Source organism: Herbaspirillum sp. NPDC101397, from assembly GCF_044767325.1.
GTDB lineage: Bacteria > Pseudomonadota > Gammaproteobacteria > Burkholderiales > Burkholderiaceae_D > Herbaspirillum.
Genome location: NZ_JBIWNS010000006.1, coordinates 242,911 through 255,179, shown reverse-complemented (window position 1 = coordinate 255,179; position 12,269 = coordinate 242,911). Strand labels below are relative to the sequence as shown.

The following is a 12,269-nucleotide window of genomic DNA, read 5'->3' as shown; positions in this document are numbered from 1 at the left end:
ATAAGCAGTGTCGGCATGGGCAGAGGTGCGGATGGTGGTTCCATCACGGTGGCGGAAGGGTTGATCACCAACTTCCTTTCTGAGGCCCCCTGCGGCTGTCGCGACTTTCTTGATTTGATTGATATTGTGGCCCTTCTGCGAATTGCCCGAGAGTATTGGAAATTACGCAGATGACGGTCAAATTAAATCATGGGGGGCAACGGCTTCAAGCGATGATCAGGAGGGTATTTGGCATCCAATCCGTGCAAATATGCGGTTTGTAAATAATTTTTTACGCATAACGGCGCGCAAAGTGCGTCGTTATGCTTAACCGATATTTACTTTGCAAGTTAATCGCCGAGATGGAGGGAGATCACATTCTGCCCGGCAGGTGCGCCGGTCGAGCACGGATCTTCATCGAACGCGATGTCGCCGTTGGCGTCGGCTTCGCCGGTGGCCTTGAGGTTGGCGAAGTCGAACAGGTTGCGGTCCATCAGATGCGACGGGGCGACCGTCGAGAATGAGGCAAAGATGTTGTCGACGCGTCCCGGGTATTTCTTTTCCCATTCGCGCATGAGGCCTTTGATCTGCTTGCGTTGCAGGTTTTCCTGGCTGCCGCACAGGTCGCACGGAATGATCGGGAATTCCTTGACCTCGGCGTAACGCGTGAGATCGGCTTCCTTCACATACGCGAGCGGACGGATGACGATCTGCTTGCCGTCGTCGGACTGCAGCTTGGGCGGCATGCCCTTGAGTTTGCCGCCGAAGAACATGTTCAGGAAAAAGGTCTCAAGGATGTCGTCGCGATGATGCCCTAAGGCAATTTTTGTGGCGCCCAGTTCTGTTGCAACGCGGTACAGGATGCCGCGGCGCAAACGCGAACACAGCGCACAGGTGGTTTTGCCTTCCGGGACCACGCGCTTGACGATGCTGTAGGTGTCCTGGTTTTCGATGTGGTACGCCACGCCCAGTTTTTCCAGATAGGCAGGCAGGATGTCGGCCGGAAAGTTCGGCTGCTTCTGGTCCAGGTTCACCGCGATGATGTCGAAGTGGATCGGCGCGCGCTCGCGCAACGTCAGCAGGATGTCGAGCAGTGCGTAACTGTCCTTGCCGCCGGACAGGCAAACCATGACCTTGTCGCCGTCCTCGATCATGTTGTAGTCGCCGATGGCCTGCCCGGTCAGGCGGCACAGGCGCTTGTGCAGCTTGTTGTTCTCGTAGGCGATTTTTTCCGCCTGCTTGACCGAAGTCGTGGCCTCGGCAAGGTCGGTGGTGGCGGCAGCGGCGCTGGCGGCGAGTTTGGCGTGTTCGAGCAGATCGTTCATCTTGGGTCCTGCAAATAGAGGGTTCAGAGCGCTTTTCAGAGCACTTCTTTGACGCGGAAGACTTCCACGCCGACGGAATCACAATCGGGATAGACGTCCGGTTTTTCGGTGGAGACGCGCACGGCGCGCACTTTTGGATGCGCCAGCATGGCCTTGACCACGTCGTCGCACAAGGTTTCCTGCAAATGGATGTGGCCCTGCGCCATGCGCTTGGCGATGGTGCTGCGGATGAAGTCATAGTCGACCACTTCCTGCAACTGGTCGTGTTCCGGGGTCGACATGGCCAGCGGGATGAACAGGTCGACGTTGATCAGGATGCGCTGCTCGCCCTTCTTCTCGAATTCGTGCACGCCGATGTTGATCAGCACTTCATAGTTGCGCAGGAACAAGCGGCGGCAATCGTTCAGTTCGGGATGAGAAAGAGAAAACATGGAATCCAGACAAGAGATAAATGAATAAAAACGAAACGCCTATTTGGCGAGGAACATCACGTCGCGTTGCAGCGGCACCAGGTGCTGGCCGCCGTCGACCAGGATCGTCGTGCCAGTGATCGCCTGCGCGGTGGCGACGAAACAGACTGCGGCGGCGACATCGTCCGGCGTGCTGCTCTTGCCCAGCGGCGTCACGCGATGGGCCTTCTGGAACCCGGCCTCGCTCTGGTCGGCCGAGACCAGGGTGATGCCCGGCGCCACGCCGACCACCCGCACGCGCGGCGCCAGCGCCTGCGCCAGCAAGGTGGTGGCGCTTTGCAGCGCGGCCTTGGACAGCGTGTAAGACAGGAAATCGGGATTGGGATTGTACAGCTTCTGGTCGAGCAGGTTGATCACCACGGCCTGGCGGCCTGCGGGCGTGGCGTCATACAGGGCTTGCGCCAGCAGCACGGGGGCGCCGACGTTGGCGCGCATGTGGGCGTCCAGTGAATCCATCGAAAAACTTTCGGCGCGGTCTTCGCGAAATAGCGAGGCGTTGTTGACCACGCAGGCCACCGGGCCGAGCCGGCCGGCCTGGCGCACCAGCGTGCGCACGCCGGCTTCGTCGGCCAGTTCGCATTGCAGCGCGATGGCGCGGCGGCCCAGCGCAGCGATTTCCGCCACCAGCGCCTGCGCCTCGGCTGCCGATTTGCCGTAATGCACGGCAATGTCCCAGCCGTCGCGCGCCAGCGCGAGCGCAATCGAGCGGCCGATACGTTTGGCGGCGCCGGTGACGAGGGCAACTTGTTGTCGGGACGGAATCATGATGTTCATTTCGTGGTGGATGCCCATGGGGCGCAGCGCTGCATGGCGACAGGAGCCAATTGCGAAGGCAGGGGCGGATTCAAATACAATACGCCCCATCATGCAACTGCAACTACCCGAACCTTCCGCCGACGCGCTTGCCGCTTCCCGCTCTCTCCAGCTCCTGATCGCCGACGATATCCGGCGCAATGGCGGCTGGATTTCGTTTGCACGCTATATGGAGCTGGTGCTGTATGCACCCGCGCTGGGCTATTACAGCGGCGGTGCGGCCAAATTGGGCAAAGACGGTGATTTTACAACCGCACCGGAAATTTCGCCGCTTTTCGGCGCTACTTTGGCGCATTTGGCGACAGAATTGTTTCCGCAGACCGGCGCCGCCATCATGGAGTTCGGTGCCGGCACCGGCAAACTGGCCTTCGATATCCTGAGCGAGCTGCGCGCCGCCGGCAGGTTGCCGGAGCACTATTACATCGTTGAAATCTCGTCGCAGCTGCGCGCGCGGCAACAGGAAAAGCTGCGCGACTTCCCGCAGGTGCAATGGCTGGACAGCCTGCCGCCGACCTTTTCCGGCGTGGTGATCGGCAACGAGGTGCTCGACGCCATGCCCGTGCAACTGGTGGTGCGTAGCGAGCAGGGATGGCTGGAGCGCGGTGTGGCGCTCGATGATGCGGGCGCCTTCACGTTCGCCGACCGCGCCGGCGACGCCGCTCTGGCGGCGCAGATCCCCGACGGCGACGCGCTGCCGGTCGGTTACCTGAGCGAAGTCCACCCCATCGGCGCCGCGTTCATGCAATCGCTGGCGACAATGTTGCAGCACGGGAATGCTGCGGCGCTGCTGATCGATTACGGCTTCCCGGCGGCGGAGTACTATTTCCCCGGACGTGCCCAGGGCACGCTGATGTGCCACTACCGCCACCATGCGCACGCCGATCCGTTTTACTTGCCGGGCTTGCAGGATGTCACCGCCCACGTCGACTTCACGGCAATGGCGCGTGCGGCGATCGAAGGCGGCCTGGACGTGCTGGGCTACGCCAGCCAGGCGGGATTCCTGCTCAGCGCCGGCATCGGCGAACTGTTGCTGCGCACGTCGCCGGAACAAAGCGCACAATACCTGCCGCAGTCCAATGCCGTGCAAAAGCTGATTTCGCCGGCTGAAATGGGCGAGTTGTTCAAGGTGCTTGCCGTGGGCAAGAACGTCGACTGGCCCGAGCGTTTACTGGCGCACGACCGCACCCACCGCCTTTAACCTGAAAGTTCATATGATTCGTTGGGTCGTCGTCATCTTCATCGCCGTGATCGTGTTTTCCAGCTTGTTGCCATGGCTGGAAAAGCTTGGTATCGGCCGCCTTCCGGGCGACTTGCGCTTCAAATTGTTCGGTCGCGTGTTTTCGCTGCCGTTTGCATCGACCATCCTGATTTCGGCGGTGGTGTTCTTGCTGGCGCGCTTCCTGTAGGAGACCGCCATGCGCATCCTGCTGGTCGAAGACGATCTGATGGTGGGTGAAGCGGCGCGCAAGGGTTTGCGCCAGGACGGTTTCGCTGTTGACTGGGTGCAGGACGGCGCTGCGGCGGCGCTGGCATTGCGCCAGGAAGATTACGCGCTGGTGCTGCTCGACCTCGGGCTGCCGCAAAAGAACGGCCTGGCCGTGCTGCAGGAATTGCGCGCGGCCGGCAACAAGGTGCCGGTGTTGATCGCGACTGCGCGCGACGCCGTCGCTGATCGCGTGGCCGGGCTGGATGCCGGCGCCGATGACTACCTGATCAAACCTTACGACCTCGAAGAACTCTCGGCCCGCATGCGCGCCTTGCTGCGCCGCCAGGCGGGCCGCGCCGACACCCTCATCCATGTGCGCGACGTCAGCCTGAATCCGGCCACGCGCGAAGTCTTGCTGCAAGGCCGGCCGGTGACGTTATCTGCGCGCGAATTCACCTTGTTGCAGGCTTTCCTGGATCGTCCGGGCGTGGTGCTGTCGCGCGCCCAGCTGGAAGAAAAACTCTACGGCTGGGACGACAGCGTCGACAGCAACGCGATCGAAGTTCACATCCACGCCTTGCGCAAGAAGCTCGGCAGCGACTTCATCAAGAACGTGCGCGGAATCGGCTACCTGGTGCCCAAATGAATTCCATCAGAAGACAATTATTGCTGTGGCTGGCACTCGGCTTGAGCGCGGGCATCCTGCTGGCCGGCATCGCGCTGTATTTCCAGGCGCGCGGCGAGGCCAATGAAATCTTCGATTATCAGATGCGCCAGATCGCCGCTTCGTTGCCGCGGCAGGCCTTTGCGCCGATCGCACCGGGCCAGGATGCGCCCGGCCTCGATGACGAAATCATGATGCAGATCTGGGACAGCACCGGCACCGTGATCTACCACTCGCACTCGCGCAGCGTCATGCCGCAGCAGGCCGAACTCGGTTTCGCCGACGTCCCCGGACCGGGCGGCATGTGGCGGGTCTACAGCGCACAGATCGGCAATACCGTGGCGCAGGTGTCGCAGCCGCAGAGCGCACGCAAGCAGGTGGCGGCGCAGGCGGCGGTGAAGACGGTGATGCCCTTGCTGTTGCTGTTTCCTTTCCTCGGCGCGCTGATCTGGATCGCGGTCGGCCATGCGCTGGCGCCGGTGCGGCGCGCCGCCGCCGACGTCCAGTCGCGCGACATGCATACGTTGGCGCCGGTGGCCGACCACGGCCTGCCGCAGGAAATCCGGCCGCTGACACATGCTTTCAATGATCTGCTCGAACGTCTGCGCCAGGCCATGCAGACGCAGCGCGCTTTCGTCGCCGACGCTGCGCATGAATTGCGCACGCCGCTGACGGCCTTGCGTTTGCAGGCACAACTGGCCGAGCGCGCCGGCGACGACGAAGAGCGTCGCGCTGCGTTCAACGATCTGCGTCACGGTCTCGAGCGCGCCACGCATCTGGTGCATCAGTTGCTGACGCTGGCGCGCCAGGAGCCGGGCGTGCAGGAAATGGCGCCGCTGGAGCTGGCGCCGCTGCTGCGTAGCGTGGTGCAGGACTACGCGCCGCTGGCTGAACACAAGGGCATCGATCTCGGCATGACCGCGCAGGTGGCTGGCGCAGTCAATGCCAATACCGACGCCTTGCGCATCCTGTTCGGCAACTTGTTGTCGAACGCGCTGCAGTACAGCCCGTCCGACAGCGCCGTTGATGTCGCCATGCGGACCGACGGCGATGGGTTGGTGGTCACCGTGGAAGATCGCGGCCCTGGCATTCCCGAACAGGATCTGGAGCGCGTGTTCGATCGCTTCCACCGCGCTGCCAACGTACTGCCGTCGCAACCGGGCAGCGGCCTCGGCCTGGCCATCGTGCGCCAGATCGCCGATTTGCATGGTGCGCTTGTCCGTCTGGAGAATACCGGCACGGGCTTGCGTGCCGAGGCCCGTTTCGCCAAAGCCAAGGTGTAACAGTTTGTTTCCTTAAGTCTGTCTTAATTTTCGCGACTTACGCTGCATTCCATCGGGTGGAGAAACCACCTCTTTCGCAAGGAGTGCACCATGAATCGCCGTACCGTTTTCGTTCGCAATACGCTCGCCATCGCACTGGCCGCCGTCGTCGGCGGCAGCTACGTGTACTTCCGCGGCGCTGAACTGCCAGCGGCGCAGGCCGCGATCCTGCCGGCGCCGGTGGCTGCTGTGGCTGCTACCGCTGGCGCTTCCACTGCCGTATCCGGATTGGCGACGCCGACCGATTTCTCCGGCATCGTCGAGCGCGCCGGCCCGGCGGTGGTCAACATCAGCGTCACCGGCAAGGCGAAACGGGTATCCGACGATGCTTCCGACGACGCCGATCCCAACGATCCGTTTTCTGAATTCTTCAAGCGCTTCGGCCCGCAATTCCAGCAACAGCCACGCACGCCGCAAATCATGCGCGGCCTCGGCTCGGGCTTCATCATCAGCCCGGATGGCCTGATCCTGACCAATGCCCACGTCGTCGACGGCGCCCAGGAAGTCACCGTCAAGCTGACCGACCGCCGCGAGTTCAAGGCCAAGGTGCTGGGCGCCGACAAGCAGAGCGATATCGCCGTGATCCGTATCGCTGCCAAGGATCTGCCGACCGTGCAGATCGGCAATCCGGCGCTGATGAAGGTCGGCGAGCCGGTGCTGGCGATCGGCTCGCCCTACGGCTTCGACAACACCGCCACGGCCGGCATTGTCAGCGCCAAGTCGCGCGCCCTGCCGGACGACAATTACGTGCCGTTCATCCAGACCGACGTCGCCGTCAATCCCGGCAATTCGGGCGGCCCGCTGTTCAACCTGAAAGGCCAGGTGGTTGGCATCAACTCGCAGATCTACAGCCAGACCGGCGGCTATCAGGGCCTGTCGTTCTCGATCCCGATCGATGTCGCGATGAAGGTCGAACAGCAACTGGTCCAGCACGGCAAGGTGACGCGCGGCCGTCTCGGCGTGTCGGTGCAGGAAGTCAATCAGGCGCTGGCGGAATCCTTCGGCCTGAAGAAGTCGGAAGGCGCGCTGGTCAGTTCGGTCGAGAAGGCCAGTCCGGCCGAGAAGGCGGGCGTGCAGCCGGGTGACGTGATCCTGCGCTTCAACGGCCAGGCCATCGATCACTCGGTGGACTTGCCGACGCTGGTGGCCGACACCGCGCCCGGCACCACGCAGAAGATCGACGTGATGCGCAACGGTGCGCTCAAGTCGCTCACCATCACGGTCGGCGAGCTGAAGCCGACCAAGGAAGCAGTGGCCAGCCGCAACGAGCCGCAGGGTCGGCTGGGGCTGGCAGTGCGTCCGCTGGACAAGAACGAACAGCAGCAGATCGGCGTGCATGGCGGGCTGCTGGTGGAAGACGTCAACGGTCCGGCGGCGGTGGCGGGCATCCAGAGCGGCGACGTGATCCTGTCCTTGAACGGCAATGCGGTGACCAGCGTGGAGCAACTGCGCAGCCTGGTGGGCAAGGCCGGCAAGAGCGTAGCGCTGCTGGTGGAGCGCGGCGACGACAAGATCTTCGTGCCGGTGTATTTGAATTAAATCGATTGATGTAATAAGAAAAGGCCGGATCGCAATAGCGTCCGGCCTTTTTTCATGCGCAGGAAAATTCAATCCCAGCGATGCTTGTCGCCGTCGGTGATGGCGTCGTTGTCGCTGGCGAACATGGCCTCCAGTTCTTCGCGCGCCTGCACCGCCATCGACACCATCTGCTGCTGATCCTTGTAATGCGGATAGAGCTTGTGCAGCGTCTCGATGTTGTGGGCGCGGAATTTCATCGCGGCGCGGTGTGCGCGATATGAACCGAAATCCAGCTGGCGCAGCACCTGGCGGCCCATTTGCAGCGCGCTCTCGAAGGTCTCGCGCTCAAGCACCGTGACGCCGCGGTCCATCAGGTCGTACAGGTGCGTGACGTTGCGCGCGCGGGCGGCGATCTTCAGGTGCGGGAAGGCGCGTTGCACGGCTTCCACCAGCTTCAGGCTGGCCGGCGCATCGTCGATGGCGATCACGATCAGGCGCGCCTTGTCGGCGCCGGCGGTGCGCAGCAGGTCGATGCGCGTGGCGTCGCCATAAAACACCTTGAAGCCGAACTTGCGCAGCGATTCGACCTGATCCGGATCGTGGTCGAGGATGGTCAGCCCGATGCCGTTGGCGTGCAGCAGGCGGCCGACGATCTGGCCGAAGCGGCCGAAGCCGGCGATGATCACCGGATTGTCCTGTGGCTCGATGTCATCCTCCGGTTGCCTGCCGCGCGCCTGCAGGCGTGGCAATATCACGCGATCGTGCAGCAGTAGCAGCAGCGGGGTGATCACCATCGACAGCGCCACCACCACCACCAGGATCGACGAGATGCGCGGCGTCAGCACTTGCGCGGTCGCTGCGGCGCCGAACACCACGAAAGCGAACTCGCCACCTTGCGACAGCAGGAAGGCAAAGAAGATCTGCTGGTCGCGCGGGATGCGGAAGCATTTGGCCAGTCCGTACAGCACCGCAGTCTTGATCACCAGGAAGCTCAGCACCATGCCGAGGATCAGCCACGGCTGTTCGAGGAAGATGCCGAAGTCGACCGACATGCCGACGGCGATGAAGAACAGACCGAGCAGCAATCCCTTGAACGGCTCAAGGTCGCTTTCGAGCGCGTGGCGGTATTCCGAATCGGCCAGCAGCACGCCGGCGAGGAAGGTGCCCAGCGCCATTGACATGCCCACCGATTGCATCAGCAGGCAAGTTGCGATCACGAGCAGCAGCGAGAAGGCAGTGAAGATTTCGCGCATGTCGGTTTTGGCGATGATCCGCAGGATCGGGCGGATCAGGTAGCGGCCGCCGAAGATCAGCAGCGCAATCACGGCGACCACCTGCAGCGTGTGCAGCCAGCCCTGGCCGCTGCCTTGCGCCACCGCTACGCCCAGTAGCGGAACCGCCGCCATCATCGGGATCGCGGCGATGTCCTGGAACAGCAGGATGGCGAATCCCGCAGAGCCGGCCGGCGTCGCCGTCAGCTTGCGCTCGCCCAGCGTCGCCAGCGCAATCGCGGTGGACGAGAGCGACATGCCGAGCGCGCCGATCAGCGCCACGCGCCAGTCGATGCCGACCGCCAGCGCCGCGCCGAACAGGCCGAGGCTGACCAGTCCGACTTGCGCGCTGCCCCAGCCGAAGATGTGACGGCGCAGCGACCACAGCCGTTTCGGATCGAGCTCGAGGCCGATCAGGAACAGCAGCAGCACGACGCCGAATTCGGAGAAGTGCAGGATGTCCTCGACCTCGCTGATCAGTCCCAGGCCCCAGGGACCGATGGCGATGCCGGCCAGCAGGTAGCCGAGCACGGCGCCCAGGCCCAGTTTCTTGGCGATGGGTACGGCGACGACCGCGGCCAGCAGGTAAATCAGCGGATGCAGCAGAGTTTGTTCCATGGTGTTCTTGTGGTCCCGGCGTTAACGTGGAAGGGAGACGGACGGAAGGGCGGCGGAGGCGGAGTCCGGCCAGTCCGGATAGCTGTCGAGCAGGGCGCGGTAATTGGCCGCGTGCATGGTCATGGCGGCGTTGTCGACCTGATGCGCGCCGTGCAACAGGTAGGGCGCTTTCCAGTGCATGCCGCACAGTCGCGCGGTCTGCTGGTACGGCGGCAGGAAATCATCGAAGGGATGGCCGTGGCGCGCACCCGGCTGGTACGAAGTCTCGTCGCCACCGGTGCTGGCGACCAGCCAGAAATCCTTGCCGCGCAAGGCATCGCCGCCGGGACCGAAGGCCCAGCCGCGCTCGAGCACCAGGTCGGTCCATTCCTTTTGCAACGCCGGCATGCTGTACCAGTGGATGGGGTGATGAAATACGATCAGGTCGGCTTCATGCAGCTGCGTCTGTTCGTATTCGACATCGATGTGGAAATCGGGATAGCACTCGTACAGGTCATGGATGCGCACGTTGGGTAGCGTGCGGGCCGCGTCGATCATGGCGCGGTTGGCGCGCGAGCGTTCGTGGGCCGGATGCGCATAGAGGATAAGAATGCGTGAAGTGGTCATGTAGGAGCATGCCTGAGCGAGGCAATAAGCAGGAAAGAAGTCAGAAAGGATTGGAACATATATCGTCGGTTTGTTGTCTGGATTATTGAAAAGGGACGAGAAAACACCTGACATGCTTGAATGGACGATGCCACGGGCGGGATCCGGCTGCCGCGTCCCCATCCCTTGCCGTGTTGTGCCTCGCTGTTTCGTGAGCAACTGCCCAAAGCAATTCAATGCGCTTATACTTTGGCAATCCTGTTCGCGGACGCAGCACCTGGTCACAGCCATTGATAACAACCTAACATAGCCGCCATGTCCGATATTAGCGATTCCGAAGCCAATCAACCAAGTTCCCCACGACCGCCTCGTCCCGATGCACCTGCTGCGGCGACGCCGGCACAGGCGCCTGCAACGGGGCAACAGCAGCCGCAGCAAGCATCACAGCAACCACCTCAGCAGCCGCAGGCGCCGCATCCGGCCTATTCGCCGCCGCCGCTGGATACGCCCTGGGCGCAGACCTGGCGGTTGCTGGGTGCGCGCTTCAAGGCCATGTCCGACAAGGCCGGTCGCCGCATCATGCAGCGCACGCTCAAGATCGGCATCTCGGCGCGCATCTTCCATCCGGAAACCGGTGCCAAGGGCTTGCGCGGCAAGACGCTGCAATACCTGGAAGAGTCGATCGCGCAATGGATCATGTCGCGCGACGTGCTGGTGTTCATGATCCCGACCGTCAACACCAACGGGCTGGTCCATCCCAGCAACATCCGTCTGCGCGACTACGCCAAGCATCTCGACGGCCTGGTGCTGCAGGGCGGCGCCGACGTTTCTCCGCAGAGTTACGCGGAGGCCGCCACGCGGCCCGAATGGAATGGCGATCGGGTGCGCGACATGTACGAGCTGGAATTGCTGCACGAATTCATTGAGGCCGGCAAACCGGTGCTGGGCATCTGCCGCGGTTGTCAGCTGATCAACGTCGCCTTTGGCGGCTCGCTGTACCAGGACATCGCCACCGACGTTCCGGCCGCGATCGCCCACGTCAACGACCTGTACGACAGCAACTATCACGAGCTCAAGTTCCCGCCCGGATCGACCTTGGCATCGCTGGTCAACACCCAGAACGCGGTGGTGAACTCCATCCATCACCAGGCCGTGAAGGACCTGGGGCGCGATCTGTCGATCGAAGCGGTGTCCGGCACCGACAACATCGTCGAGGCGATCCGTTATCGGAAGGCACCGTTCGTGATGGGTTTGCAGTGGCATCCGGAGTTCCACCGCGCCGGCGGGCCGGAGTTGCTCGATTGCATGCCTATTCTGGACAGTTTCCTGCGGACGGCGCGCGAAACGCGGTTTTGAACGTTTTTGCCGTTGCTGAAACTTATATAGAAGAAAGCTATCAAAATGAGCCTGCATTGCAGATCTTTTCCGGACTGCCTATGGCCCGGAATGATAGGCAACGGCGTGCTGACAACGGCGCCAATGCTCAGGCTCCCGCCCATTTAATCGCTTTCGTTCGCTTGAGCATTTAATCAATAGGAGAATCTCCATGACAAAGTCCGCCCTTAAAACAGTGAGAAACGATATGAAAACCCTCGTCAAAGATGCGCAAGAATTGTTCCGTGAAGCAGCTGCGGCCACCGGCGACAAAGCCGACGAACTGCGCAGCAAGGGCCTGACCATGCTGGAAGCAGCGGTCGAGGCGGCGCAAAATGCGCAAGCGGTGGCCATCGAAAAAGGCAAGGAAGTCGCTGCCGCCACCGATGACTACGTGCATGAAAACCCATGGCGCGCCGTGGCGATTTCGGCCGGTGTCGGCCTGCTGGTCGGCCTGGTCATCGGTCGCAGCAAGTAATCGGGCGCGCCGACACAATGGAGCATAAACACGCGCAGGCGGAGCCGGCCAATCCCGGCCTAACCGCCGGATTGCTGGGCATCGCGAGGAATCTGCTCGGGCTGATCATCAATCGCATCGAGCTGGCTTCACTGGAGCTGTCGGAAATCGGCGGCAACCTGGTGAAATTCCTGGTGCTGTTCACGCTGGCGGCAATTGCGGTCTGGTTCGCCATCGCGTTCTGGACGGTACTGCTGGTGTTCCTTGCCTGGGATTCCTGGGGCTGGAAGATCCTCATCGTGCTCGGCGCGTTCTTCACCGTCGCTGCGGCGGCGATCGGCTGGTACGCCTTCGCGCTGCTGCGCAATGGCAAGCTGGCTTTGCCCGCCACCATGGCGGAGCTTCGCAAAGACCGCGACGCGCTGCTCTGACCTCGGGAAACGGGAA

At 62.5% G+C, this 12,269-nt stretch carries 13 protein-coding genes; 8 read left to right on the top strand and 5 right to left on the bottom strand.

The window, feature by feature from the left end; genetic code table 11:
- Nucleotides 1-329: 329 nt before the first annotated feature.
- The 3 genes from ttcA to ACIROW_RS16285 are packed head-to-tail and all read right to left on the bottom strand — an operon-like array spanning nt 330 to nt 2,566.
- The gene (gene ttcA / locus ACIROW_RS16295; protein ID WP_402277382.1) at nt 330-1,304 is read right to left on the bottom strand and encodes a tRNA 2-thiocytidine(32) synthetase TtcA; all 975 of its coding nucleotides are present in this window, start codon (nt 1,302-1,304) and stop codon (nt 330-332) included.
- Nucleotides 1,305-1,339: 35 nt separating this feature from the next.
- Nucleotides 1,340-1,735, bottom strand: a complete 396-nt coding sequence (locus ACIROW_RS16290; protein ID WP_402277380.1) for a dihydroneopterin aldolase — start codon at nt 1,733-1,735, stop codon at nt 1,340-1,342.
- Between the two features lie 39 nt (nt 1,736-1,774).
- Nucleotides 1,775-2,566 carry an SDR family oxidoreductase gene (locus ACIROW_RS16285; RefSeq protein ID WP_402277378.1) on the bottom strand — a complete coding sequence of 264 codons (792 nt, stop codon included), beginning with the start codon at nt 2,564-2,566 and terminating at the stop codon, nt 1,775-1,777.
- Between the two features lie 73 nt (nt 2,567-2,639).
- Here ACIROW_RS16285 and ACIROW_RS16280 point away from each other — a divergent pair, with 73 nt between their 5' ends.
- The 5 genes from ACIROW_RS16280 to ACIROW_RS16260 all read left to right on the top strand — a co-directional run bounded on the left by ACIROW_RS16280 (nt 2,640) and on the right by ACIROW_RS16260 (nt 7,538).
- Nucleotides 2,640-3,785 (top strand): class I SAM-dependent methyltransferase, encoded by a 1,146-nt coding sequence (locus tag ACIROW_RS16280; protein WP_402277376.1) that lies wholly within the window; start codon nt 2,640-2,642, stop codon nt 3,783-3,785.
- Nucleotides 3,786-3,798: 13 nt separating this feature from the next.
- Entirely contained in the window at nt 3,799-3,993 is a 195-nt protein-coding gene (locus tag ACIROW_RS16275) for a DUF2905 domain-containing protein (RefSeq protein ID WP_053200312.1), read from the top strand.
- A 9-nt stretch (nt 3,994-4,002) separates the two neighbouring features.
- Entirely contained in the window at nt 4,003-4,659 is a 657-nt protein-coding gene (locus ACIROW_RS16270; protein WP_402277374.1) for a response regulator, read from the top strand.
- On the top strand, nt 4,656-5,960 hold the full coding sequence (locus ACIROW_RS16265) for a sensor histidine kinase (RefSeq protein WP_402277372.1): 1,305 nt from the start codon (nt 4,656-4,658) through the stop codon (nt 5,958-5,960). The genes ACIROW_RS16270 and ACIROW_RS16265 overlap by 4 nt, the downstream gene beginning before the upstream one ends.
- 90 nt (nt 5,961-6,050) lie before the next feature.
- Nucleotides 6,051-7,538 carry a DegQ family serine endoprotease gene (locus tag ACIROW_RS16260; protein WP_402277370.1) on the top strand — a complete coding sequence of 496 codons (1,488 nt, stop codon included), beginning with the start codon at nt 6,051-6,053 and terminating at the stop codon, nt 7,536-7,538.
- Between the two features lie 68 nt (nt 7,539-7,606).
- Here the strand turns inward: ACIROW_RS16260 and kefC are convergent, their stop codons facing one another.
- Entirely contained in the window at nt 7,607-9,406 is a 1,800-nt protein-coding gene (gene kefC / locus ACIROW_RS16255) for a glutathione-regulated potassium-efflux system protein KefC (RefSeq protein WP_402277368.1), read from the bottom strand.
- Nucleotides 9,407-9,427: 21 nt separating this feature from the next.
- Nucleotides 9,428-10,012 carry an NAD(P)H-dependent oxidoreductase gene (locus ACIROW_RS16250; RefSeq protein ID WP_402277366.1) on the bottom strand — a complete coding sequence of 195 codons (585 nt, stop codon included), beginning with the start codon at nt 10,010-10,012 and terminating at the stop codon, nt 9,428-9,430.
- A gap of 294 nt (nt 10,013-10,306) precedes the next feature.
- Between ACIROW_RS16250 and ACIROW_RS16245 the strand changes: the two genes are divergently transcribed.
- The 3 genes from ACIROW_RS16245 to ACIROW_RS16235 all read left to right on the top strand — a co-directional run bounded on the left by ACIROW_RS16245 (nt 10,307) and on the right by ACIROW_RS16235 (nt 12,253).
- Nucleotides 10,307-11,347, top strand: a complete 1,041-nt coding sequence (locus ACIROW_RS16245) for a gamma-glutamyl-gamma-aminobutyrate hydrolase family protein (protein WP_402277364.1) — start codon at nt 10,307-10,309, stop codon at nt 11,345-11,347.
- Between the two features lie 190 nt (nt 11,348-11,537).
- Nucleotides 11,538-11,843, top strand: coding sequence for a YqjD family protein (locus tag ACIROW_RS16240; RefSeq protein ID WP_116434473.1), 306 nt, complete (start codon nt 11,538-11,540; stop codon nt 11,841-11,843).
- Between the two features lie 17 nt (nt 11,844-11,860).
- Nucleotides 11,861-12,253 carry a phage holin family protein gene (locus ACIROW_RS16235; RefSeq protein WP_402277362.1) on the top strand — a complete coding sequence of 131 codons (393 nt, stop codon included), beginning with the start codon at nt 11,861-11,863 and terminating at the stop codon, nt 12,251-12,253.
- Nucleotides 12,254-12,269: the final 16 nt, after the last annotated feature.

Excerpts from the sequence above, each read along its gene's own strand:
- ttcA (WP_402277382.1), bottom strand. The coding sequence starts at position 1,304 with ATGAACGATCTGCTCGAACACGCCAAACTCGCCGCCAGCGCCGCTGCC.
- ACIROW_RS16290 (WP_402277380.1), bottom strand. The coding sequence starts at position 1,735 with ATGTTTTCTCTTTCTCATCCCGAACTGAACGATTGCCGCCGCTTGTTC.
- ACIROW_RS16265 (WP_402277372.1), top strand. The coding sequence starts at position 4,656 with ATGAATTCCATCAGAAGACAATTATTGCTGTGGCTGGCACTCGGCTTG.
- ACIROW_RS16250 (WP_402277366.1), bottom strand. The coding sequence starts at position 10,012 with ATGACCACTTCACGCATTCTTATCCTCTATGCGCATCCGGCCCACGAA.
- ACIROW_RS16270 (WP_402277374.1), top strand. The coding sequence starts at position 4,003 with ATGCGCATCCTGCTGGTCGAAGACGATCTGATGGTGGGTGAAGCGGCG.
- ACIROW_RS16275 (WP_053200312.1), top strand. The coding sequence starts at position 3,799 with ATGATTCGTTGGGTCGTCGTCATCTTCATCGCCGTGATCGTGTTTTCC.
- ACIROW_RS16245 (WP_402277364.1), top strand. The coding sequence starts at position 10,307 with ATGTCCGATATTAGCGATTCCGAAGCCAATCAACCAAGTTCCCCACGA.
- kefC (WP_402277368.1), bottom strand. The coding sequence starts at position 9,406 with ATGGAACAAACTCTGCTGCATCCGCTGATTTACCTGCTGGCCGCGGTC.
- ACIROW_RS16240 (WP_116434473.1), top strand. The coding sequence starts at position 11,538 with ATGACAAAGTCCGCCCTTAAAACAGTGAGAAACGATATGAAAACCCTC.
- ACIROW_RS16280 (WP_402277376.1), top strand. The coding sequence starts at position 2,640 with ATGCAACTGCAACTACCCGAACCTTCCGCCGACGCGCTTGCCGCTTCC.
- ACIROW_RS16285 (WP_402277378.1), bottom strand. The coding sequence starts at position 2,566 with ATGGGCATCCACCACGAAATGAACATCATGATTCCGTCCCGACAACAA.
- ACIROW_RS16235 (WP_402277362.1), top strand. The coding sequence starts at position 11,861 with ATGGAGCATAAACACGCGCAGGCGGAGCCGGCCAATCCCGGCCTAACC.
- ACIROW_RS16260 (WP_402277370.1), top strand. The coding sequence starts at position 6,051 with ATGAATCGCCGTACCGTTTTCGTTCGCAATACGCTCGCCATCGCACTG.